General features: G+C 74.0%; 23 protein-coding genes and 2 pseudogenes. 10 read left to right on the top strand and 15 right to left on the bottom strand.

The features are described 5' to 3' along the window. Nucleotides 1-9 precede the first annotated feature (9 nt). The 3 genes from MCBG_RS08780 to MCBG_RS08770 form a co-directional block, all read right to left on the bottom strand. Nucleotides 10-1,299 carry a cation:proton antiporter gene (locus tag MCBG_RS08780; protein ID WP_043325040.1) on the bottom strand — a complete coding sequence of 430 codons (1,290 nt, stop codon included), beginning with the start codon at nt 1,297-1,299 and terminating at the stop codon, nt 10-12. 100 nt (nt 1,300-1,399) lie between these two features. Next, a complete protein-coding gene (locus MCBG_RS08775) occupies nt 1,400-2,077 on the bottom strand; it encodes an HAD family hydrolase (protein WP_043325039.1) in 678 nt (225 codons plus the stop codon). A gap of 9 nt (nt 2,078-2,086) precedes the next feature. Next, nucleotides 2,087-4,240: an ATP-binding SpoIIE family protein phosphatase gene (locus MCBG_RS08770; protein WP_043325038.1), complete on the bottom strand. Its 2,154-nt coding sequence runs from the start codon at nt 4,238-4,240 to the stop codon at nt 2,087-2,089. A gap of 200 nt (nt 4,241-4,440) precedes the next feature. On the opposite strand from MCBG_RS08770, the gene MCBG_RS08765 reads away from it, so the two are divergent. Next, nucleotides 4,441-5,301, top strand: a complete 861-nt coding sequence (locus MCBG_RS08765) for a mechanosensitive ion channel family protein (protein ID WP_043325037.1) — start codon at nt 4,441-4,443, stop codon at nt 5,299-5,301. Nucleotides 5,302-5,377: 76 nt separating this feature from the next. Here MCBG_RS08765 and MCBG_RS08760 read toward each other — a convergent pair whose 3' ends face one another. Continuing rightward, nucleotides 5,378-5,740, bottom strand: a complete 363-nt coding sequence (locus MCBG_RS08760; protein ID WP_043330355.1) for a DUF6401 family natural product biosynthesis protein — start codon at nt 5,738-5,740, stop codon at nt 5,378-5,380. 162 nt (nt 5,741-5,902) lie between these two features. Here MCBG_RS08760 and MCBG_RS08755 point away from each other — a divergent pair, with 162 nt between their 5' ends. Further along, nucleotides 5,903-6,349, top strand: coding sequence for a hypothetical protein (locus tag MCBG_RS08755; protein WP_030499855.1), 447 nt, complete (start codon nt 5,903-5,905; stop codon nt 6,347-6,349). A 1-nt stretch (nt 6,350) separates the two neighbouring features. Here the strand turns inward: MCBG_RS08755 and MCBG_RS08750 are convergent, their stop codons facing one another. From MCBG_RS08750 to MCBG_RS08730, 5 genes are all read right to left on the bottom strand, one after another. Further along, a complete protein-coding gene (locus MCBG_RS08750; protein WP_030499856.1) occupies nt 6,351-6,563 on the bottom strand; it encodes a hypothetical protein in 213 nt (70 codons plus the stop codon). Between the two features lie 165 nt (nt 6,564-6,728). Beyond that, nucleotides 6,729-6,992 (bottom strand): hypothetical protein, encoded by a 264-nt coding sequence (locus MCBG_RS08745; protein ID WP_030270328.1) that lies wholly within the window; start codon nt 6,990-6,992, stop codon nt 6,729-6,731. A 130-nt stretch (nt 6,993-7,122) separates the two neighbouring features. Further along, the gene (locus MCBG_RS08740; protein ID WP_018788305.1) at nt 7,123-7,344 is read right to left on the bottom strand and encodes a hypothetical protein; all 222 of its coding nucleotides are present in this window, start codon (nt 7,342-7,344) and stop codon (nt 7,123-7,125) included. 104 nt (nt 7,345-7,448) lie between these two features. Then, nucleotides 7,449-8,459, bottom strand: coding sequence for a sporulation protein (locus tag MCBG_RS08735; RefSeq protein WP_043330353.1), 1,011 nt, complete (start codon nt 8,457-8,459; stop codon nt 7,449-7,451). Between the two features lie 164 nt (nt 8,460-8,623). After that, nucleotides 8,624-9,271 carry a winged helix-turn-helix transcriptional regulator gene (locus tag MCBG_RS08730; protein WP_181373718.1) on the bottom strand — a complete coding sequence of 216 codons (648 nt, stop codon included), beginning with the start codon at nt 9,269-9,271 and terminating at the stop codon, nt 8,624-8,626. A 46-nt stretch (nt 9,272-9,317) separates the two neighbouring features. On the opposite strand from MCBG_RS08730, the gene MCBG_RS08725 reads away from it, so the two are divergent. After that, complete coding sequence (locus MCBG_RS08725; protein WP_043325036.1) at nt 9,318-9,989, top strand: alpha/beta fold hydrolase; 672 nt, start codon at nt 9,318-9,320, stop codon at nt 9,987-9,989. Between the two features lie 17 nt (nt 9,990-10,006). Here the strand turns inward: MCBG_RS08725 and MCBG_RS08720 are convergent, their stop codons facing one another. From MCBG_RS08720 to MCBG_RS08710, 3 genes are read right to left on the bottom strand one after another with little or no spacing between them, the layout of a single operon-like run. Then, entirely contained in the window at nt 10,007-10,468 is a 462-nt protein-coding gene (locus MCBG_RS08720) for an SRPBCC family protein (protein ID WP_030499861.1), read from the bottom strand. 58 nt (nt 10,469-10,526) lie between these two features. Then, nucleotides 10,527-10,943 carry a DUF2795 domain-containing protein gene (locus MCBG_RS08715; RefSeq protein ID WP_043325035.1) on the bottom strand — a complete coding sequence of 139 codons (417 nt, stop codon included), beginning with the start codon at nt 10,941-10,943 and terminating at the stop codon, nt 10,527-10,529. A 57-nt stretch (nt 10,944-11,000) separates the two neighbouring features. Beyond that, a complete protein-coding gene (locus MCBG_RS08710) occupies nt 11,001-12,023 on the bottom strand; it encodes a YihY/virulence factor BrkB family protein (protein WP_043325034.1) in 1,023 nt (340 codons plus the stop codon). 143 nt (nt 12,024-12,166) lie between these two features. On the opposite strand from MCBG_RS08710, the gene MCBG_RS08705 reads away from it, so the two are divergent. Next, complete coding sequence (locus MCBG_RS08705; protein ID WP_043325033.1) at nt 12,167-12,571, top strand: ChaB family protein; 405 nt, start codon at nt 12,167-12,169, stop codon at nt 12,569-12,571. A gap of 60 nt (nt 12,572-12,631) precedes the next feature. Here MCBG_RS08705 and MCBG_RS08700 read toward each other — a convergent pair whose 3' ends face one another. Continuing rightward, on the bottom strand, nt 12,632-14,065 hold the full coding sequence (locus tag MCBG_RS08700; protein WP_043325032.1) for an aldehyde dehydrogenase family protein: 1,434 nt from the start codon (nt 14,063-14,065) through the stop codon (nt 12,632-12,634). 72 nt (nt 14,066-14,137) lie between these two features. Between MCBG_RS08700 and MCBG_RS08695 the strand changes: the two are divergent. After that, nucleotides 14,138-15,732: pseudogene (locus MCBG_RS08695) on the top strand (phytoene desaturase family protein). A 792-nt stretch (nt 15,733-16,524) separates the two neighbouring features. Here MCBG_RS08695 and MCBG_RS08690 read toward each other — a convergent pair. Together MCBG_RS08690 and MCBG_RS08685 are read right to left on the bottom strand one after the other, a co-directional pair. After that, nucleotides 16,525-17,292, bottom strand: a complete 768-nt coding sequence (locus MCBG_RS08690; protein ID WP_043325031.1) for a polyprenol monophosphomannose synthase — start codon at nt 17,290-17,292, stop codon at nt 16,525-16,527. A gap of 15 nt (nt 17,293-17,307) precedes the next feature. Further along, on the bottom strand, nt 17,308-17,829 hold the full coding sequence (locus tag MCBG_RS08685) for an SRPBCC family protein (protein ID WP_307189071.1): 522 nt from the start codon (nt 17,827-17,829) through the stop codon (nt 17,308-17,310). Between the two features lie 174 nt (nt 17,830-18,003). Here MCBG_RS08685 and MCBG_RS08680 point away from each other — a divergent pair, with 174 nt between their 5' ends. The 5 genes and pseudogenes from MCBG_RS08680 to MCBG_RS08660 all read left to right on the top strand — a co-directional run. Then, entirely contained in the window at nt 18,004-19,668 is a 1,665-nt protein-coding gene (locus tag MCBG_RS08680) for an HAD-IIIA family hydrolase (protein WP_043325030.1), read from the top strand. Further along, nucleotides 19,665-20,639, top strand: coding sequence for a glycosyltransferase (locus MCBG_RS08675; RefSeq protein ID WP_043325029.1), 975 nt, complete (start codon nt 19,665-19,667; stop codon nt 20,637-20,639). Before MCBG_RS08680 ends, MCBG_RS08675 begins: the two co-directional genes overlap by 4 nt. Further along, a complete protein-coding gene (locus MCBG_RS08670) occupies nt 20,624-21,841 on the top strand; it encodes a glycosyltransferase (protein WP_043325028.1) in 1,218 nt (405 codons plus the stop codon). Before MCBG_RS08675 ends, MCBG_RS08670 begins: the two co-directional genes overlap by 16 nt. Next, the gene (locus tag MCBG_RS08665) at nt 21,841-22,533 is read left to right on the top strand and encodes a D-sedoheptulose-7-phosphate isomerase (RefSeq protein WP_043325027.1); all 693 of its coding nucleotides are present in this window, start codon (nt 21,841-21,843) and stop codon (nt 22,531-22,533) included. Before MCBG_RS08670 ends, MCBG_RS08665 begins: the two co-directional genes overlap by 1 nt. Continuing rightward, nucleotides 22,530-22,738 (top strand): annotated as a pseudogene (locus tag MCBG_RS08660) (D-beta-D-heptose 1-phosphate adenosyltransferase); the annotation flags it as partial. The gene MCBG_RS08665 and the pseudogene MCBG_RS08660, both read left to right, overlap by 4 nt.

Below are 22,738 nucleotides of genomic sequence, written 5' to 3'. Positions count from 1 at the left end.
GGGGCGCGCTCAGCCGGTGGCGCCCACCGGCTGCGCCGCCGACCCGGCCCGCGTGTCCTCGCCGGTGCGTTCACCCTCCCGGTCCAGCAACTGCATGACCGGTGTCGCGGCGATGCCGTGCGCCACCACCGAGACCACCACCACGAGACCGACTGTGGCCCAGACCAGCTCCGCCTGCGGGAAGTCGGTCTTGCTGGTGGCGTACGCCAGGTAGTAGAACGAGCCGACGCCGCGGATGCCGAACAGCGAGATCACCCAGTGCTCGGCCGGCTTGCCGGGCGCGCCGCGCAGCGACAGCCACCCGGCCAGCGGCCGGATCACCAGCACCAGGGCCAACCCGGCCAGCGCGGCCGGCCAGGTCAGCGGCGCGAGCAGCCCGCCGATCACCGCGCCGCCGAACAGCAGCAGCAACAGCACGGTGAGCAGCCGCTCCACCTGCTCGGCGAAGTCGTGCAGCACGGAGTGGAACTCGTGGGTGCGCTCGGCGGCCCGGATCGCCCGGGCGGCCACGAACACGGCCAGGAAGCCGTACCCGCCGATCACCTCGACCAGCCCGTACGCGAGGAACGTCGCGGCCAGCGCGAGGAACCCCTCGGAGTGCCGGGCCAGCCGCAGCTTGCTCGGGGCGCGGAAGAACAGCTTGCCGAGCAGCCAGCCGACGAGCAGCCCGCCGCCCACCCCGGCGGCGAGCTTGTAGAGCACGTCCACCGCGAACCACTCGCCGAGCCAGCCGGACGGCGCGAGCCCGGTGGTGGCGATCGCGATGGCCGCGTACACGAACGGGAAGGCCAGCCCGTCGTTCAGGCCCGCCTCCGAGGTGAGCGCGAAGCGCACCTCGTCCTCGGAGTCCTCCACATCGGTCGGTTCGCCCACCTGCACGTCGGAGGCGAGCACCGGGTCGGTGGGCGCGAGCGCCGCGCCGAGCAGCAGCGCCGCGGCCGGCACCAGCCCGGCCCACCACCAGCCGAGCAGCGCCACCGCGGCGATGCACAGCGGCATGGCGATCGCCAGCAGCCGCCACGTCGACGACCAGCGGGCCCAGCTCAACGGACGGTCGATCTTCAGGCCGGCGCCCATCAGCGCGACGATCACGCCGACCTCGGTGAGGTGGGTGGTCAGCTCCGGCCAACGCAGCGGATCCGGTGTGGGCAGACCGGTGGGCAGCACGAAGACGAGCATGCCGAGCCCGAGGAACGCGATCGGCATCGACAGCGGCCGTCGCTCCAGCACCCGGGGCAGCACCCCGGCCAGCAGCGCACCGACGCCCAGCAGAGCGAACGCGACATCGACCGGTTCCACGGCACCACCCTTCCGACGCCCGGCGGCCGGGCGGTGGAGTCCAGCAGTGCCCCGAAGCGGACCCGGCTAAGCCTGCGCGCGCCCGCCGGTTGACCGCCGCTCAGCCGAGCGAGGCGATGGCGCTGTCGGACAGGGCGTCCAGCAGCGCGGCCGGGTCGTCGTACACCGCGACCGCGCCCGCGCCGGCCAGCTCCGCGCGGCCGGTGCCGCCGCAGGTCAGCCCGATGCAGGGGATGTCGAGCTTGCCGGCGGCGGCGACGTCCCAGACCGAGTCGCCGACGAACACCACCCGCTCGGCGGCCAGCCCCGACTGCTCCAGCGCGGCGACCAGGATGTCCGGCGCCGGCTTGCTCTCCCGCGCGTCGGCCGACGAGGTGACCGAGTCGATCACGTCGTCGGCGTCCAGCGCGGCCCGTAGCGCGGTCACCTCGTGTTCGGCGGCCGAGGTCGCGAGCACCACCCGCAGCCCGCGCTCCGCGCAGGCGCGCAGCAGCTCCCGCGCCCCGGGCAGTGGCGTGAGGCGCTCCCAGTACTCGCCGTAGAGCGCGTCGTGGGCGTCGCGCAGCCGGCCGTCGGCGTCCCGGTCGCGCTCCGCGCCGAGCAGGTGGTCGAGGAGCTTGTCCGAGCCCATGCCGATGGACCTGTGGATCCGCGCCATCGGCACCCGGTGGTCGGCCTGGCGCAGCGCCTCCCACCAGCTCACCGTGTGCAGGTACGTGGTGTCGACCAGGGTGCCGTCCACGTCGAAGAGGACACCGCGGCGCTTGTCGTCGGTCATGTCCGGCTCCTACCCGGCCGGGGCGTCGCCGACGCGCGGTCCGTCCGCCGGGATGAGGATCTCGAACCACACAGTCGATCCGCGTACGGTCGGGTCGGTCCCCCAGGCGTCGCTCAGCTCCTCGATCAGGCCGAGCCCACGCCCCCGGCTGCTGAGCGTGTCGGTCTGGGCGCGGGTCACCTGACCCCGGGTGCCCGAGTCGGCCACCGACACCAGCAGCCGCTCCGCGGACAGGTCGACCTCGACCCGGGCGGCGGTGCCCGCGTGCAGCAGCGCGTTCGTGGTCAGCTCGCTCGTGCACAGCACCGCCGCGCCGATCACCGCCTCGGGCACCTGCCACTCGGTGAGCTGCGCGGTCATCCAGTGCCGGACCCGGCTCGGCGCGGTCGGCTCGGCCGGCACCTCCATGCTCGCCGACCGGCTCGGCCGGACCGCGTACTCCACCGCGAGCACCGCCACGTCGTCCTCGGTGGCGCCCGGCACCGCGGCGGTCGCGACAGCGCACAGCGCGCGCGGGTCCCCGCCGGCCGCTCCGGTCACCGCCGCGCCCAGCCCCGCCATCCCGGCGGCCACGTCCTGCCAGCGGCGCTCCACCACGCCGTCGCTGTAGAGCAGCAGGGTGTCACCGGGGCGGAACGGCACGGTGGCGGTACGCGCCCGCCCGCCCAGGCCCAGCGGAGGAGCGGGCGGCACGTCGACGAACTCGGCCACCGCCGCGTCGGGTCCGGCGCGCCGGATCAGCGGCGCGGGATGCCCGGCACTGGCCAGCGTGACCAGTTCCCGGTCCGCGTCGATCACGCCGAACACCACTGTGACGAACAGCTCCTGGGTGCCGCCCTCGACGCCGAGGCTGGCGACCAGCCGGTCCAGGCCGTCGAGCACCGCGTCCGGGCGGGGGTCGACCAGGGCGAGCGCGCGCAGCGCGGCGCGCACCTGGCCCATCCGGGCGGCGGCCTGCACGTCGTGCCCGGCCACGTCGCCCAGCACCACCCCGAGCGCGCCGGTGGGCAGCAGGAACGCGTCGTAGAAGTCGCCGCCGGCGGCGTTGCCGTCCACGCCCGGGTCGTACCGGGCGGCGATACGCAGCCGGGGCAGGTCCGGCAGCCGCTCCGGCAGCATGCTGCGTTGCAGCATCTGGGCGGTGCCGTGCTGGGTCTCGAAGCGGCGGGCCCGCTCGGCGGCCTGGCCGACCAGCTCCGCCGACGCGGCGAGCAGCGCCCGTTCCGCGGGGGACCACGGACGCGGCTCCCGGTAACCGATGGTGAGCGAGCCACGGACCACACTCGTGCGCAGCGGCAGCGCCGCCAGCGCGCGGATCTTCTCGTCGTGCCGGTCCGCCGCGACGCCGCGCAGCGGCTGGCCGTCGGCGGTGAACGAGGCCACGCCGCTGCGCGCGGACACCACCGCCGGCAGCGCCGACTCGGCGGACATCCGCCGCCACAGCGGCGGCAGCCGCTCGTCGGCCTCGTCGAGCAGTTCGCCGCGGATGCGGCGGACCAGCCGCCAGGCGCTGCCCTCGTCCACCGCGAACGACACCCGGTCCGCGTCGAAGGAGTGCAGGCAGTAGCGCAGCGTCACCCGGGCCACGTCGTCCAGGGTGAGCGTGCCGGACAGCGCCGCCGCGAAGTCGCTCAGGCTCTGCAACTGCTGGGTCAGCTGGGTGGTCTGCGCCGAGACGGTGAGCACGCCGACGATCCGGCCGGTGGAGTCGCGTACCGCGCAGTGCCCGCGGGTGAACACGGCCGGCTCGGCCGGACCCTGCCGGTCGGCGGGCAGCACCGCCTCCCGCTGCAGGAACGGTTCACCGTGCCGGTAGACGCGCTCCAGCGCCTCGCCGGCGCCGGGATCACGCCACACCTCGGCGAACGCCTCGGCCGCCGGCCGGCCCAGCGCGTGCGGGTGCCGGTCGCCGATCAGCTCGGCGTACCCGTCGTTGTAGAAGACGACGAGGTCGTCGCCGAGGAGCAGCGCCATCGGCACCGGGGAGGCGAGCACCACGTCCATCACGGCGCGTACCGCCGGATCCCAGCCCTGCGGTGCGCCCAGCGGCGTGCCGGCCCACGGATGACCGGTCTGCGCGGGCGGCCCGTGGACGACGGGATCGGCGGGCGCTCCCGGTGCGGGGGCGGGCGGTGTGGGAACCCGACCGACGGTGCCTGGCATGACCGCAGCCTAACCGGAGCGTGGCGGGCTGGTTCCGATCATGCGTTCGTGGCGGGTCCCGGCTTCCGGCGGCGCGGACGTTCGGGCAGGTCACGGCCGGTTCGATCACCCATGTCGGGAAATTGGCCCGGTCCGGCTCGGAGTGCTGCCCAGGTCACCGGGTATGCGGGCGGCGCAGTTCACGCGACAGGAGGGACATCATGCCGAAAACCCTCGCGGTCGGGCAGGTCGACATCGGTGCGGCCTGGACCGACTTCTGGAGGTCGGTGCTGCTCTTCGTACCGCGGGCGATCGCGTTCATCGCGATTCTCGTCGTGGGTTGGCTCATCGCTAGAGCCGTACTCAAAATCGTGGACGCGGCACTGGAACGGGTCGGGTTCGACCGCGCCGTGGAACGGGGCGGTATCAAACGGGCCCTGGAACGCACCAAGTACGACGCCAGCGACATCCTGGCCAAACTGGCCTACTACGCGGTCCTGCTGTTCACCCTGCAGTTCGCCTTCGGGGTGTGGGGGCCGAACGCGATCAGCGACCTGATCCGCGGGGTGGTGTCCTGGCTGCCGAGAGCCTTCGTGGCGATCGTGATCGTGGTGATCGCCGCCGCCATCGCCAACGCCGTCCGGGACCTGGTCTCCGGCGCGCTCGGCGGGCTCTCGTACGGCCGGGTGCTGGCCGACGTGACAGCGATCTTCATCCTGGCGCTCGGCATCATCGCCGCGCTGAACCAGGTGGGTATCGCCACCACGGTGACCACACCGGTGCTCGTGGCCTTCCTCGCCACCGTGGCCGGCATCCTGATCGTCGGTGTCGGTGGTGGTCTGGTCAAGCCGATGCAGGACCGCTGGGACGGCTGGCTGCACCGGGCCGCCGAGGAGTCCCGGGCGATCCGGCAGCAGCGGCAGGCGCAGCAGGCCGGCCGGGGCGACTACGAACGCAAGATGGCCGACCGGGGCGGGCAGCCGACGCCGGCCGCGCCGCAGTCGTCGATGTCGGGCGCGGGTACGTACCGCTCCGGCGAGATGGGCGACGAGACGCAGCAGTTCCGCCGGCCGGGAGGCTGACGGCAACGGGTGACGGGGTGTCCGCGGGATGGTGGCGGGCGCCCCGAAACCGTGTCCGGGTCCGGCCGGCTGCCGGTCAGGCCAGGTGACGCGGGTCGAGTCCGCGGGCCAGCAGGCAGACCGCCAGCAGGCGGGTGAGCACCCAGTCCGGCGCGGACCAGTCCACCGGCTCGGCCGGCGGCGTCCAGCCGTGCTCCGCCGCCGCGTCGCGCAGCCCCTCGGCGTATCCGGCGAGCGCCGCCACGGTGAGCGGGTGGCGGTCGCCGCGGAGGCTGTCGCGTACCCCGGCGGCGTGCTGGTCGACCTCGGCGAGCAGCCCGGGGTTCGCGTGGGCCGCGGCGAGGCCGGCGGTGCCGACGGCGGCGGTCAGCGTGGTGAGGGTCGACCGCGCGGCCACTGCCGCGGAGCGGGTCGCGACCCGGTTGTTCGGCACGCGCATGGTGTCCGAGGCTAACGCCGTCCGGTGCGGACCGACCTCGGCCGACCGGCGGACTGCGGGGTCGTCCGGGAGAGCGGCCACGTCGTCCGCGGGGATTGAGTCGCCCGTGCGGGGGCAGAAGTCCGGCACGAGGAGCACGCAGCAGCCCCACGGAGGGACACCATGGGACATCTGGCCGACGGCCCGGACCGGGCGCACCGCCGCCCCGACGGGGTGAGTGACGCCACGGTCGAGGCGCTGGGCAGGCTCAGCGAGGCCCTGGAGTGCGTCGAGCGGGCACGCGGGCACCTCTACGAGCTGCATCAGCTGATCGGCCACGCCGATCTGATGCTCGACGACGCCGTGGAGATGTTCCGCCGCGCCGGGCACCCGGGTCTGGCCGAGCGGATCGACCGGGAGCTGCTCGGGCGCAACGTCATCGCCGGGCGGTGGACGTTCCAGATCGTCGAGGACTTCGACGACGGGTACTACGCGCTCTTCCGGGAGCTGGACCGGCAGGCCCGCGACGAGCTGGTCGAGGGCCGGCGGCACCTCTACGAGGCCGAGATGAAGGAACGCCGCCGCAGCCGGGGGATGCCGGGGCACGAGGCGCGCCCCGGCACACGCTGACTCAGTCGGAGGAGCGGGCGTCGGCCGGACGGCGGCGCGCGCCGTCGTCGGCGATGATCACGGTCGCGACCATCAGCGCCACCACCAGGCTGAACAGCCAGGAGCTGTCCTCGGTGAACCGGGCGGAGACCGGAGCCTGGATCGCGGCGAGCAGGAAGCCCAGCCAAGCGAGCTTGCGCTGACGGTTGGAGAGGAAACCGGAGCCCTGTTGCATCCCGAAAGTCTTGCGCGCGACAGGGGGAGTGCCGTCAGCCGTTCGGCCGATTCTGGATGGGCTGTCCGTTTTCCTGGCTGTCCGTACCGCACTTTTTGTCGTATCGGCCGAGCATGAATCCGGCGGCCACGGGCATCGGCACGGGTGCCCGCAGCCGTCCGGGGATCACATGCTGTCCGGGCCGGTCCGCCCGATCGTCGACGGCCGGTAGGCCCGGTCCGCATCGGTCATCTCGCGCCGCTCGGCCTCCGGGCCGGCGCCCCGGTCCACCGCCTCCGGGCCGTGCCCGAACGCGGCCTCCTCGCCGGCGTCGTTGGCGGTGACGTCGTCGCCCTGGCCGTCCGTGGCCGACCGGGCGATGGCCTGGTCCAGCTCGTGCAGGGGAGTGCGGTCCTCGTCGCGCCACACGTGGCGGTCGTTGTCGGTCATTCCCCTGCGGTACCCGGACCGGATGATCGCAAACGGCCGGGCACGGCGACAGCCGCGGTCCCGGCTCGTTTCGATCCCGATGCCCGGTGGCCCGGAACGCTTCCCGGGCCACCGGGCATCGGCGATGGCGCTACTTGGCGCCGGTGAGGGCCACCAGGGCGTTGGCGGTGCGGAAGTACGGGTTGCGGCCGAGGTCGCCGACGGTGGTGATGTTGAAGGCGTCCTTGAGCAGCTTGGCGTCGCCGTCGCTGACCCCGGCGAGGGCGGACACCGGGGCGTCGACGATCTCGGTGAGGGTCTTGTCCTGGTAGGCCTTGTCGACCAGCTTGGTGAGGTCGGCGGTGACGGGCATGCACACTCCTTCGACTTCCGGTCGGGCAATCCGACCGGTTGCGGACAAACCTGACGGAATTAGATCATGAAGCGGTGCCAGAGATCCACTGTGGATCCCCGGGCTCACTCCTCCTCGTCGCCGCCCTCGTCGTCGCCGAAGGAGTCGAACACCTCGTCGGCGAGCATCCCGCCGGCGAAGCCGAGCGCGGCGCCGCCGACCACGCCCGCGGCGACGGCGCCCATGCCCGGGCCACCGTGCCGCTCGTGGTGCTCCTCCTTGTGGTGGCCGTACGCGGCGTGCCCGTAGCCGGGCGCGCCGTAGGCGGGCTGTCCGTAGCCGTGGCCGGCGTGCATGCGCTGGTAGCCGTCGAGGGCCTGGCGGACCCACGCGTCGACCTGAGCGGCCCAGTCGACCTGGTCGGCGTCGGTGTGCGCGACGTGGTAGCGGCCGAAGGAGTCATGGCCACCGGAGAACAGGCCACCGCGCTTGTCGAACTCCAGCACGACGTCTACGCCGTACTCGTTCGCGACGAAGGTCAGCTCGACCTCGTTGACGGCGTGGGCGTACTGCGGGGCGGCGTAGTACTCGATCTCCTGGTAGAACGGCAGGCTCTGGCGCAGGCCCGAGATGTGCCCGCGTTCCAGGTCGGCGCCCTTGAACTGGAATCCGAGCCGGCCGAAGCCCTCCAGGATGCGTTCCTGCACCGGCAGCGGGTGCACGTACACCGGGTCGAGGTCGCCCTTGTCCACGGCGCCGCGGATCGCCACCTCGGTGCGCAGTCCCATCGTCATGCCGTGCAGGCGCTGCCCGTACAGGTCGGTCACCGGCGTCTCCCACGGCATCGCCACCTGGAACGGCAGCGACATCTGCTGTCCCTCGGACAGGCGCAGACCGCCGGCGACCTGGACCCGGTGGAACTCCACGAGGGCGTCGTACTCCTGCTCGGCGCCCTCCATCTCCACCCGGGTGACCAGCCCGACGGTGATGTGGTCGATCTCCACGTCGTGGCTGCCGCCGGTCAGGTTCACCTGCCCGCCCAGCATCAGCCCCGGGCGGGTACCCGGATTGGCCAGGACCGTGTCGACAGCGGGGCCGCCCACCCCGAACGCGCCCAGCATCCTCTTGAACACCACGAACATCTCCCTTGACGGCCACCGGACGTGCGGCACCCGGGATCCGGGGAGAGATTCACCTGGAACCCTTGTGCCGCAACGAGATCAACGGCGTCCATAATGGATCACGCCGCGCCGGGAGACTACCAACGCCACCTGAGAGGTAGCTGAAAGCATTCGCTTCGTCACTGTGGGCCATCGGCCGGCGTGGGGCGCCGGAACAGCCGCAGCAGGCGGGCCGCGACCTCGCCGTCGCCCCGGACGACGACGTCGGCGGCATGCAACGGCACGCCACCGAAGATGAGCGAGCGGAAGGTCCCGGCGCCGGCCCGGATCACCAGGTCGGGATCGGCGGCGTCGGCGCGTACCACGTCGACGCGTCCGTCCTCGACGGTGACGAGCAGGCTGTCGCCGTCGAGAAGAAGCTGACACCGTACGGCGAAGTCGCGCGCCGCGGCCGGGTCGAAGGTGGTCTTCATGGCGAGGGCCAGCGCGTCGACGCTCAGCTGCGCCGACGAGGTCAGCGGACCCCGGCTGCCCCACCTGGCCAGCCCCAGCAGGGCGGGTTCGAGGTCCCGCCCCCATTCGGTCAGCTCGTACGCCCGGACGCCCGCCGGTGGCCCGAGACGCCGCCGGCGCACCACTCCCGCCTCCTCCAACTCGGCGAGCCGGGCGGTGAGCATGCTCTGACTGGCGCCGGGCAGGCCGCGCCGCAGGTCGGTGAAGCGCTTCGGTCCGAGCAGCAACTCACGGACGATCAGCAACGCCCATCTGTCGCCGACCAGGTTGAGCGCCCGGGCCAGACCGCAGGGATCGTCGTATGCGCGCGCCATCCGCTGATGGTATCGCTACAGCACTGTCTGGTGCTAAATTCGCACCGTGACGACGTGCATCCTGATCCCGGGAGCCGGCGGCGACGCCTGGTACTGGCACCGCCTGGTTCCCCTGCTGGAGCAGCGCGGCCACGAGGCGATCGCCGTCGACCTCCCGGCCGCGGACGACAGCGCGGGACTGCCGGAGTACGCGGAAACAGTGGTCGAGGCGGCCGGTGACCGCGGTGATCTGGTGGTGGTGGCCCAGTCGATGGGCGGCCTGACCGCGCCACTGGTCTGCAGTCGGCTGCCGGTCTCGCGGCTGGTCCTGGTCAACGCGATGATCCCGGCGCCCGGTGAGACCGGCGGCGACTGGTGGACCAACACCGGGCAGGACCAGGCCCGCCGGGAGTGCGACAGGCGCGAGGGCCGCTCTCCCGACGGGCCGTTCGATCCACTGGTGTACTTCTTCCACGACGTGCCGCAGGACATCACCGACCAGGCCATGGCGGGTGGGTCACCGCAGTCGGGCACGCCGTTCGCGCAGCCCTGGCCGCTTGATGCGTGGCCCGACGTGCCGACCGAGGTCCTGAGCGGCGGCGCGGACAGGTTCTTCCCGGCCGAGTTCCAGACCCGGGTGGCCCAGCAGCGGCTCGGCGTCACGCCCGAGCGCCTGCCCGGCGGGCATCTGCTGGCCCTCAGCCGGCCCGAGGCGCTGGCTGCCGCGTTGGACCGCTGAGGGCGGGGGAGGTTGCCTCAGGGGATGGGCCGGTCGACCGCACCGCGCCAGGCGCCCGTCTCCTGACCGCGTCGCTCGATGAACTGCTTGAACCGCTCCAGGTCGCCCTTGGCGCGCCGGTCGACCACGCCGAGCTTGTCGCCGGCCTGCTCGACCGCGCCGTGCGGCTCGAACTCCATCTGCAGCGTGACCCGGGTGTGCCCCTCGTCGAGGCGGTGGAAGGTCACCACGCCCGCCTGCTGGGTGCCCCCGGTGGAGCGCCAGGCCACCCGCTCGTCCGGCAGCTGCTCGGTGATCTCGGCGTCGAACTCGCGCTTCACGCCCGCGATCTCGACGGTCCAGTGGGTCATCGTGTCGGAGAGCTGCCGCACCTCCTGCACGCCATCCATGAAGTGGGGGAACTCCTCGAACTGGGTCCACTGGTCGTACGCGGTCCGGATCGGGACGTCCACGTCCACGTGCTCGGTAACGCCACTCATGTCGGGGTTCCTCCTGTTCCGCCGGTGTGTGTCTCGTACGGGCCGTGGGCCGGCCCGCTCACCAGCGCGTCGTCTCGTTCCTGTGCCCGAGTGCGGCCCACACCTCGGAGATCGTCTGGTAGTGGGCGTCCGCGGGCAGGGTCTCCAGGGCGGCGACGATGTCCGTCGGCGCCTCGTTCTCCCGCGCGTTCGCCAGCAGCGCCTCCCGGTCGCCGGGCAGGGCGGTCATCGTGATGAACCGCCCCAGACGGCTGCGCGCCTCGACGTCCTCGGAGCTCATGCCCTGCGGCGTGCCGCTGCGCAGCTCCCCGGCCGGCGCCGTGGTGGCCTCCGGCTGGTCCTCGCCGGCCGGCTCCGGGATCCGGAACTCCTCGGCCCGCGAACCGCCGGTGCCGGCGCTCTGGACGAGACCGCTGACCTCGCTGCTCATCTGGTCGTCGACCCTGGGCGAGTGCTTGCTGCTGCCACGTTCCATGCCTTGGGAGATGCCCCGGGGGACCGCCGGTAAACCGGCGCCGGCCGGGAGAGCCGGTCATCCGGGCGGCAACCGGTCGGCCGGCCGCTGCCCGTCCGCCTTCTCGTCGTCGGCCGGGGCGCGCGGCGGCAGCACCGGGTCGTCCGGCTCCTGGACCCCGGCCTGCATCGCCCGCCCGCGCTGCAGCTCGGCGTTGACCTGCACGCCGAGCATCAACGCGCAGTTGGACAGGTAGAGCCACACCAGGAACGCGATGACCGCGCCGAGACTGCCGTAGGTGACGTCGTACGAGCCGAAGTTGGCCACGTACAGGCCGAAGCCGAAGGACGCGAGCACCCAGGCCACGAGCGCCAGCGCGCCGCCCGGGGTGAGCCAGCGGAACCGCGGCTGCTGCACGTTCGGCGCGATCCAGAACAGCAGCGACAGCAGCGTCATGGCGACCACGGCGAGCAGCGGCCACTTCGCCACCGACCACGTGGTGCGGGCCACCGCGCCGGCGTGCAGCAGGTCACCCACCGCGTCGGTGACCGGGCCGCTGACGATCAACCCGGTGGCCACCACCGCGAGCAGCACGATCGTCACCGCGGCCATGCCGATCTGCAACGGGCGCAGGCGGTAGAACGGCCGGCCCTCCCGCACCCCGTAGATCGCGTTGGAGGCGCGGGTGAACGCGCCGATGAACCCGGACGCGGACCAGAGCGCGCCGAGCAGACCGAAGCTGAGCAGCACCTTCGCCGAGCCCTGCTGCTCGACCACGTTGCGCACCACGCCCACGAACGCGTCGTTGCCGACCACCGAGCCGGCGCCGATCTCCCCGGCCAGGTCGATCACGGTGTCGACGGTGCGGGGGCCGTCGGAGACCAGGCCGACCAGCGCCACCACCACGATCGTGGACGGGAACAGCGCCAGCACCCCGTAGTAGGTGAGCGCCGCCGCCCAGTCGGCGCAGTTGTCGGTGACGAAACCCTTGCCGCTGCGCACCAGCACGCCGCGCCAGGTACGCCAGTTGAGCTGGCGGATCCGGCGGGGGAGACGGGACCGCGTCCGGCCGCCGACCGTCTGTGGTGTCGTCACGGTCATGTCCGCCTCCTCCAGGCTCCGCCACCGGGCGTGGCCCGGGCGGTACCCCCGGGGGGAAATCGACAAACCGGGGCGCCGGTTTGCCCGCCGGACGGGAGGGAACCACACCAGGCAGCCGATCGAGACTCCAGGAGGAGGACGAGATGCCCGGGCGCGAGGTACTGCCCAGCACGCTGCGGCGCTCCCCGGCGAAGGCGCAGCGGACCTGGGAGAAGACGCACGACTCGGCGGTCGAGACGTACGGCGAGGGGGAGCGGGCGCACCGCACCGCCTTCGCCGCGGTCAAGCACGAGTTCGAGAAGGTGGGCGACCACTGGGAGCCCAAGGGCCGCAAGGGGCCCAGCGACGAGCAGGCCGAAGGTGGCGGCCCGGCCCGGCGCGCGCCGACGGCCGGCGGGGTGGACGCCAACGCCAGCAAGGATCACCTCATGGAGGTGGCGAAGAAACTGGACGTGCGCGGCCGGTCCCGGATGACCAAGCCGGAACTGGTCAAGGCGATCGAGAAGGCCAACAACAACGCGACCCGCAAGGCCCGCGGGGGTCGCTGACCCCTGGGGGTACGCGTCGAGCCCGGGACCGCCTCGGTCCCGGGCTCGTGTCGTGCCGTCTCACCAGTGGCCGCCGCCCGGCGCCTGAAGGTGCACCGCCTTGACGGTGCTGAACTCGTCCAGCAGTTCCGGGCCGTACCCGAAGCCCTGACCGCTGCCCCGGCGCGGCTGGGCCGCGCCCCCCGGTGCCCCGCCGAACACCGAATTGATCTTCAGGGTGCCGACCGGCAGTTCCCGCCAGGCGCGCTGGGCGTGGCTCATCGAGCCGGTCAGCACGGTGGCGGCCAGGCCGTACGGGGAGTCGGCCGCGCAGCGCAGCCCCTCGCTGAACGAGTCGACCACCACCACCGCGGCGACCGGCCCGAACGTCTCCTCGCGGACCAGCGCCATGTCGTGCCGGCACCCCTCGACCACTGTCGCCGGGTAGAACGCGCCCGGCCCCTCCGGCAGCACACCGCCGGCGCGTACCCGGGCGCCGTCGGCGAGCGCGGCCGTCACCTGCCCGTGTACGTGGTCCCGGTGCCGCCGGTCCACCAGCGGGCCGAGCTGCGTGCCCGGGTCACGGCCGGGGCCCACGGTGAGCGCCTCGGCGCGCGCCACGAGCGCGTCCAGGAAGCCCTCGGCGACGTCCCGGTGCACGTAGACGCGTTCCACCGCCACGCAGATCTGACCGGCGTTGGCGAAGCACCCGAGCGCCGCCTGCTCGGCCGCCCAGACCGGGTCGACGTCCGCGTCCACCACCAGCGGGTCGCTGCCGCCGTTCTCCAGCAGCACCTTCGCGCCGGTACGGGCGCCCGCGGCGGCGATCGCCCGGCCGGTCGCAGTGGAACCGACGTGGGCGACGACGTCGACGTCCTGCCCGGACAGCGCGGCCCCCACCTCGCCGCCGCCGCTGAGCAGCGACAGCACCCCGGCCGGCAACGCCGAGTCCAGCGCGCGGGCGAGCAGCCAGCCGGTGGCCGGGGTGCGCTCGCTCGGCTTGTGGACCACCACGTTGCCGGTGACCAGGGCCGCGCCGAGCAGGCCGCAGGACACCGCCACCGGGTCGTTCCACGGGGTGATCGCGGCGACCACGCCGCGTGGCTCGGGGGCCATGAAGTCCAGCGCGTCGTGCGCGCCGTGCAGCGTCCGGCCGCCCCGGACCGGCGCCAGTTCGGCGTACTGTCGCAGCGTGCCGATGCCCGCCGCCACCCCGCCCCGCGCGTCCTCCAGGGGCTTGCCCATCTCCGCGGTGGTCGCCTCGGCCAGCTCTCCGGCCGCCGCCTCGACCGCGTCCGCGGCCCGGTGCAGCGCCGCGGCCCGCTCCGCGGTCGGGGTCGCGGCCCATTCCGCCGCCACGCCCCGGGCCGCCTCCACCGCCTTGGCCACCTCGTCGGCGGTCGCCACCGGCGTCCGGGTCACCGGCGACCCGTCCGCCGGATCGTGGACGACAAGCTCGCCGCCCTCGCCGCCGGCACCCCACACTCCACCTATGAGCTGCGCAACCGTGTACATGCGGCCCTGCTTGCCCCGGCCTGGGCTGGGCAAACGCGTTTCGCCCGGTGACCGGCCGGGTAGGCGGATCCGATGACCTCGACCGCCGACGCCGTCGTCATCGGAGCCGGGCACAACGGGCTGGTGGCCGCGAACCTGCTGGTGGACGCCGGCTGGGACGTCACCGTCCTGGAGGCCACCGAGGCGCCCGGTGGGGCCGTCCGCTCCGCGTACGTGACAGCGCCCGGTTACCTCAGCGACCTCTACAGCTCCTTCTACCCGCTCGGGTACGCATCTCCGGTCCTGGACGGGCTGGGCCTGGAACGGCACGGCCTGTCCTGGACGCACGCCCCGGACGTGCTGGCGCACCTGCTTCCGGACGGCCGGGCCGCCGTGGTCAACCGCGACCTGGACACCACAGCGGCCTCGCTGGAGGCGTTCGCGCCCGGCGACGGGGAGCGCTGGCGGCACGCGTACGCCGACTGGCGCCAGGTGGCCGAGCCGATGCTGCAGACCATCACCACCCCGTTCCCGCCGGTACGCGGCGGGCTGGGCCTGCTGCGGCAACTCCGGGTCGGCGGCGCGCTCCGCCTGGCCCGCCGCCTCCTGCTGCCCGTCCGCAAGCTCGGCGCGGAACTGTTCCAGGGCGAGGGCGGCACGGTCCTGCTGGCCGGCTGCGCCCTGCACACCGACCTGTCCCCGGAGGAGGCCGGCTCCGGCGTGTACGGCTGGCTGCTCGCCATGCTCGGCCAGCAGGTGGGCTGGCCGGTGCCGGTCGGCGGCGCCCAGCGGATCACCGACGCGCTGGTGGCCCGGCTGGTCGAGCGGGGCGGGCGGATCGAGTACGGCGCCCGGGTCGAGCGGGTGCTCACCGCCCGGGGCCGCGCGATGGGCGTCCGTACCGCCGGGGGAACCGCCTGGCGGGCCCGCCGCGCGGTGCTCGCCGACGTGCCCGCGCCGGCGCTCTTCCTCGACCTGGTCGGCGCCGCGGCGCTGCCGCCCCGGATGGTCGAGGACCTGGCCCTTCAAGTGGGACGGCTCCACGCTCAAGGTCGACTGGGCGCTGTCCGCGCCGGTGCCGTGGAAGAACCGGGAACTGGCCGGCGCCGGCACCGTGCACCTGGGCGCGGACCTCGACGGGCTCACCACGTACGCGGCCGAACTGGCCCGCGGAGAACTGCCCCGGGACCCGTTCCTGCTGGTCGGGCAGATGTCGGTGGCCGACCCGAGCCACTCGCCGCCGGGCACCGAGTCGCTCTGGTCCTACACGCACCTGCCGTTCCGCCGGGACTGGCGGGCCGAGGACGTCGCGGGGCACGTGGAGCGGATGGAGGAAGGTGCTGGAGGAGGCGGCGCCGGGCTTCCGGGCCTCGGTCGTCGGGCGGCACGTGGCCGCCCCGGCCGACCTGGAGGCCCGCCGAGCCGAGCCTGGTGGGCGGCGCGCTCGGCGGTGGCACTGCCGCCGCGTACCAGCAAGTTGTTCCTGCGGCCGATCCCCGGCCTGGGCCGCGCCGACACCCCCGGTGGACCGGCTCTACCTGGCCAGCGCCTCCGCCCACCCCGGCGGCGGTGTGCACGGCGCGCCGGGGGCGAACGCGGCGCGGGCCGCGCTGGCCCGCGACCGGGCCGTCACCGGCGCGGTGTACGCCCGCACGATCGCCGCCGCCCACCGCGCCGTCTACCGCTGACCGCTGACCAGGTCTGCGCGGCACCACCCTCGCCGCTGCCGTCCTCCGCGCCCTCGCGGGAGTGGGGCCCGGCCCGCGTCAGCGCACCCGCTGCGGCTGACCTCCGCCGACGTCCGCTCGCCCTGGCTGGCCTCCGGTCGCACCCATTGCGGCTGACCGCCCGACCCGCCAACCGCAGGACGCCTGGCACCGGAAGCTCGCCCACCGACAGGCGGGGTGCCGCTTCCCGCCCTCATCTCGCCAAGTGAGATCAGCAGCCCGCATCCCGGGAACTTGCGCAGATCTTGGTACGAAATGGCCCTCATGGGGGCCCTTTCGTACCAAGATCTGCGGGCCGCGCCTGGCGTGGCCGCGGTCTCGTGCCCGCTGACGTACTGACTGCGGTTAGGTGCCTGATCGTCGCGCGGGTGTGTCACGGGAGTGTTCGGCCAGCCCGCTCCTCGCCAGCCGCCGCGCCGCACGCCCACGTCCCGCGCGATCTTGCAGTTGGCGCCCGAGGGGTGACGGTTTTGCCAGGCTTTGCCGGGCACCAAACTGCAAGATCGCGCCTGTGGCGGGGTGGCGGGGTGGCGGGGTGGAGCGGTGAGGCATGCGGCGTTGGTTACGCGGCGTGCTTGATTGCGCCTGGGGTGGGGCCGTGGCGCCGGGAGAGCGCCCCAGGTCAACGCGGTGCTGCGCCGGTGGCGGCAGAGCAAAGGCGCGGGGTGCGGGACATGGCGGGGCGAGCGCGCCCTCACGCGCCGTGACAGCGGCGTGAGGGCGCGTTGCGGGCGCGCGGCAGGGCAGGGCGGATCAGGAGTCGAGGTTGCGGTGCCGGCTGCGCAGCTTGAACGGCATCAACGCGCTCTCGATCTTGGTGGCGGTGGTCATCTTCGAGTCGCCGTCGCGGCGCTCCTCGAAGCGGATCGGCACCTCCAGGATGGTGTGGCCCAGCTTGGTGGCGAGGTAGTGCATCTCCACCTGGAAGCTGTAGCCGTTCGACTGGACCCGGTCCAGCCCGATCGCGCGCAGCGCCTCAGCCTGCCAGATCTTGAAGCCGGCGGTCAGGTCACGGATGCGCACGCGCAGCAGCGTGTGCACGTACAGGTTGGCCCAGCCGCTGAGCGCGCGCCGGTACAGCGGCCAGTTCTCGTCCAGCTCACCGCCGGGCACGTACCGCGAGCCGATGACCACCGAAGCCTGCGTGGACAGCAGCGCGCCGAGCATGCCGGGCAGCGCCTCCGGCGGGTGCGACAGGTCGGCGTCCATCTGGGCGACGAAGTCCGCGCCGTCGTCGAGCGCCCGGCCGATGCCGTCCACGTACGCCCGGCCGAGACCCTCCTTGCCCGGGCGGTGCACCACCGTCACCCGGTCCGGGTGCTCGATGGCCAGCTTGTCGGCGACCTCACCGGTGCCGTCCGGGGAGTTGTCGTCCGCGACCAGCACCTTCAGCCCCGGCAGAGGCAGCGCGAGCAGGCGCTCGACCAGCACCGGGAGGTTGCCCGCCTCGTTGTAGGTCGGAACGACGACGGTCAGGCGCGCATCCCCCCACGGGGAGGGTAACTGCACGGGTTCGATCATCACGGACATCCTCGGTCAGCGGACAGGTTCATCTGAGAGGGTATCCAGTGGGCCGTGCGGCGGCCGCACAGACGCCCCGCCGAGGGATCGATCCCGCTCCGGCTTCTGCCGGGTCGCGATGTCGGACAGCCGGGCCAGCGTCTCCCGGTTGCGAAGATGCAGCACCAGGTCGTTGAGCTTGGTCCGGACCCACCGCAGCGGCCCGGCGGCGAAGTCCTCGCCGATGGTCACCCGGGTCCGGCCGTCCTCCAGCGGTTCCAGAGCGAACGCCACTGTCGCCTCGCCGGCCGGCCACAACCCGGCGCGCAGCACGAGCCGGTGCGGCGCCTGGCACTCCAGCACGGTGGACTTGTCCTGCAGCGAGAACGGCCAGGGCCCGGCCCGGTGGTGCAGGTTGCTGCCGACCCGGGGCCACGTGTCGTCCACGTCCCGCACGTGCACGGTGCCCACCACCCAGTCGCTGTACGTCCACCCGTCCGCGAGCACCTCGAAGACCTGCTCCGGAGGCGCGTCGATCACTTTCTCCACAACCGCCATCACCAACCGGTACCCCGCCCCGGGCCGCCGCTAACGGCGAGCGGGTTAGCTTCTCGGGGGCGGCGGGTATCGCCGGACCGGAACGGTCGTGGCAACGTGTGCGCCGGCACCGGCGGGGCACGCCTGGCGCCGACGTCGACGTTTACTCCTCGGGGGCTCGGGAACCCGCCGCCCGTGCGACGGGACCAGGAGCGGGATCAGTGCAGGTCAGCCCGGGTTGACCCGGGTGCTGACCGGTTCCCGTCCGGCCTCTACGACGCGGTGCTGCTGGACCGGGACGGCACGCTGATCGAGGACGTGCCGTACAACGGCGACCCGGAGAAGGTACGGCCGGTGCCGGGCGCCCGGGAGGCGCTGGACCGGTTGCGGGCGGCCGGGTTGCGGCTCGCCGTGGTGACGAACCAGTCCGGCCTGGCCCGCGGCTGCTTCACCGCGGACGAGCTGAGGCTGGTCAACGCCCGGGTGGAGGAACTGCTCGGGCCCTTCGACCACTGGGCGATCTGCCCGCACGCGGAAGCCGACGGGTGCGCCTGCCGCAAGCCGGCGCCCGGGCTCGTACACGAGGCAGCCCGCGCGCTCGGCACCACGCCGACCCGGTGCGTGCTGATCGGCGACATCGGCGCGGACACGGCCGCCGCCGCGGCGGCCGGCGCTGCCACGATCATGGTGCCCACGCCGGCCACCCGGGCCGCCGAGGTGGCCGCCGCGCCGACCGTCGCCGCCGACCTGCCGGACGCGGTGAGCACAGTGCTGGCCCGGATGCGCCTCACGGCCGCGCCGGCACGCGCGGGCCGTAGCCGCCGGGGCACGGTCCTCGTGGTCCGCAGCGACGCCGCCGGTGACGTGCTGGTGACCGGTCCCGGCATCCGCGCGGTGGCGGCCGGCGCGCAGCGGGTGGTGCTGCTGTGCGGGCCACGCGGCCGGGCGGCGGCCGAACTGCTGCCCGGCGTGGACGAGATCATCGAAGCGCCGCTGCCGTGGATCGACGCGCCCGCCCCACCCGTCGACCCGGGCGACATGCGCGCGCTCACCGACCGGCTCGCGGCCGTACGCGCCGACGAAGCCGTCGTCTTCACCTCCTTCCACCAGTCCGCGCTGCCCCTGGCGCTGCTGCTGCGCCTGGCCGGGGTGCCCCGGATCAGCGCGATCAGCGACGACTACCCGGGCAGCCTGCTCGACGTGCGCCACCGCGTCCCGGCCGGCGTACCCGAACCGGAACGCGCCCTGTCCCTCGCCGCCGCCGCCGGATTCGCGCTGCCCGGCCACGACGAACCCGCCCTGCGCATCCGCTCCGACCGGCTTCCGCCGCCCGCGGCCGAGGCCGGGGCGCCCGGCTACGTGGTGCTGCATCCCGGGTCCTCGGTGGAGACGCGCGCCTGCCCGGAGGAACTGGCCACGCGAGTGGTCCGGGTGCTCGGCGCGGCCGGTCACCGGGTGGTGGTCACCGGCGGGCCGGACGAGCGGGAGCTGACCGCCCGGGTCGCGGCGGCGGGCGGCGTCGACCTCGGCGGGCGTACCGGGCTGGCGGAGCTGGCCGCTGTGGTCGCCGGCGCCGGCGCGCTGGTGGTGGGCAACACCGGCCCCGCGCACCTGGCCGCCGCGCTCGGCGTGCCGGTGGTGAGCCTGTTCGCGCCCACTGTGCCGTTCGGGCAGTGGGGGCCCTACCGGGTGCCGACAGTGCGCCTCGGTGACGCGGCGGCGCCCTGCCGGGACACCCGCGCCACCGTCTGCCCGGTGCCCGGGCACCCGTGCCTGTCGGCGGTCGAGCCGGGCCGGGTGCTGGAGGCGTTGCGGCTGCTCGGCGTGCCGGCGCCGGTGGCGGGCGGGGTGGTCGGATGAACATCCTGCTGTGGCACGTCCACGGGTCGTGGACGACGTCCTTCGTGCACGGCAAGCACCGCTACCTGGTGCCGGTCACGCCGGACCGGGGCCCGTACGGGCTGGGCCGGGCGCGCACCTACCCGTGGCCGGACAGCGCGGTCGAGGTCACGCCGCAAGACCTGCGCGGCGCCGACGTGGACCTGGTGATCCTGCAGCGCCCGGAGGAACTCGACCTGGCCGCCGAGTGGCTCGGCCGCCGCCCCGGACGCGACGTCCCGGCGATCTACGTCGAGCACAACACGCCGAAAGGCGACGTGCCGAACACCCGTCATCCCATGGCCGACCGCGACGACCTGCTGCTCACCCACGTCACCGCGTTCAACGAGCTGTTCTGGGACAACGGCGGCACCCGCACCACGGTGGTCGACCACGGCGTCGTACCGCCCGCCGTCGAGTGGACCGGCGAACTCGACCGCCTCGCCGTGGTCATCAACGAGCCGGTACGCCGCTGGCGCGTCACCGGCACCGACCTGCTCGCCCGGTTCGCCGCGCTCGCCCCGCTCGACGTCTACGGCATGAAGGTGGCCGGTCTCGCCGCTCACCTCGGACTGCCCGAGGACCGGCTGACCAGCCACGACGACGTACCCCAGCACGCCATGCACGCCGAACTCGCCAAACGGCGCGCCTACCTGCACCTGTGCCGCTGGACCTCACTGGGCCTCAGCCTCGTCGAGGCCATGACCATGGGCATGCCGGTGGTGGCGCTGGCCACCACCGAAGCGGTGGAAGCCGTCCCGCCGGAGGCGGGCGCGCTGTCCACCCGGGTCGACACGCTCGTCGAGGCCGCCCGTGGCCTGCTGGACGACAGGGAGTCCGCCCGCCGGGCGGGCGCCGCGGCGCGGGCCGCCGCCCGGGGCCGCTACGGCCTGGAGCGTTTCCTCGCCGACTGGGACCGGCTGCTGGAGGAGGAAGTATGCGCATCGCGATGATCTCGGAGCACGCCAGCCCGCTCGCCGTCCTCGGCGGGGAGGACGCCGGTGGCCAGAACACGCATGTCGCGGAGCTCTCCGCCGCGCTCGCGGCCGCCGGTCACGACGTCCGGGTCTACACCCGGCTCGACGCGGTGGACCTGCCGGTGAGCGTGCGTGCCCCGGACGGGTACGAGGTGGTGCACGTACCGGCCGGGCCGGCCGAGCCGGTGGCCAAGGACGACCTGCTGCCGTACATGCCGGCGTTCGGCAACTGGCTGGCCGACCGGTGGCGCACCGGCGACTGGCAGCCCGAGGTGGTGCACGCGCACTTCTGGATGAGCGGGCTGGCCGGGCTCGCCGCGGCCCGCCGCGCGGGCGTGCCGGTGGTGCAGACCTACCACGCGCTCGGCACCGTCAAGCGCCGCCACCAGGGCGCGCAGGACACCAGCCCGCCGGGCCGGGTCGAGCACGAGCGGAAGCTGGGCCGCTCGGTGGACCGGGTGGTCGCCCAGTGCCAGGACGAGGTCGCCGAGCTGGTCCGGATGGGTGTGCCCCGCTCCCGGATGACAGTCGTGCCGTCGGGGGTGAACCTGTCCACGTTCGCCCCGCTCGGCCCGGTCGCCGACCGTGACGGCGGCCGGGCCCGCATCCTCACCGTCGGCCGGCTGGTCGAGCGCAAGGGCTTCCAGGACGTCATCCGGGCCGTCGCCGAGGTGCCGGACGCCGAGTGCGTGGTGGTCGGCGGCCCGCCGGCCGGACTGCTGGAGACCGACCCGTACGCGCTGCGCCTGCGGACGCTGGCCCGCTCGCTCGGCGTCGCCGACCGGGTGCGGCTGGTCGGCGCGGTCCCCCGGGAGGAGATGGGCCGCTGGTACCGGTCCGCCGACGTGCTCGTCGCCGCACCCTGGTACGAGCCGTTCGGGCTCACCCCGCTGGAGGCGATGGCGTGCGGCGTGCCGGTGGTCGGCACCGCGGTCGGCGGGCTGATCGACACGGTGGTGCCCGGCCGCACCGGCGACCTGGTGCCGGCCCGCGATCCGGCGGCGCTCGGCGCGGCGATCCGGGGCCTGCTCGGTGACCGGATCCGCCGGTTCGCCTACGCCACCGCGGCGCTGGAGCGGGCGCGCACCCGCTACTCGTGGGCCACCACCGCCGACCGCCTCACCGAGTTGTACGGCGAGGTGGCCAGCGTCGGCCGTCCCACCCGGGTGGTCGCCTGATGACGGCGACCCCGCCGGCCGCCGGCGGCACGCTGCTGGAGGACCATCTGGCGCTGCTGGCCGCCGCGCTGCTGCCGCTGCGGGAGTCGGAGCGGATGCTGGCCCGCTGGGGTGAGGATCTGGCGCAGCGGCTCGCCGCCGGCGGGAGGCTGCTGGTGGCCGGCAACGGCGGCAGCGCCGCCGAAGCCCAGCACCTCACCGCCGAACTCGTCGGCAAACTCCGCCACGACCGCCAACCCCTGTCCGCCATCGCCCTCCACGCCGAAACCAGCGCCCTCACCGCCATCGCCAACGACTACGGATACGACGAAACCTTCGCCCGACAGGTCCGCGCCCACGGCCGACCCCACGACATCCTCCTGCTTCTCACCACCAGCGGCACCAGCACCAACCTCCTCACCGCCGCCCACGCCGCCCACCAGACCGGCCTGCGCACCTGGGCCTTCACCGGCCCCGCGCCCAACCCCCTCGCCGACCTCTGCCACGAGCACCTGGCGATCGACTCGCCGGACGGGCAGGTGGTGCAGGAGCTGCATCTGGTGGCCTCGCACGTGCTCTGCGAGTACGTCGAACGGGCGCTGCCGGCGGCGCTCGCCGCCCCGGCGCCGGCCGAACCGGTGCGTACCGGCGTCGAGGTGGTGCTCGGCGACCCGGACCCGGCGGCGCCCGCCGGACCGGGAGGCCGGGCATGAGGGGGCCGGTGGTGGTGCTCGGGGACACGCTGCTGGACCGCGACGTCGAGGGTCTGGTGAACCGGCTCTGCCCGGACTCCCCGGTGCCGGTGCTGGACGAGACCTCCTCCGTCGACCGTCCCGGCGGCGCCGGCCTGGCCGCGGTGTTCGCGGCCGCTCAGGGCGCCGAGGTCGCGCTGGTCACCGCGGTCGCCGACGACGCCGG

The organism is Micromonospora sp. M42 (assembly GCF_000568915.1).
Taxonomy (GTDB): Bacteria; Actinomycetota; Actinomycetes; order Mycobacteriales; family Micromonosporaceae; genus Micromonospora; species Micromonospora chalcea.
Note: the sequence above shows the minus strand (reverse complement) of the source record. Positions and strands in the feature narration are given on the sequence as shown.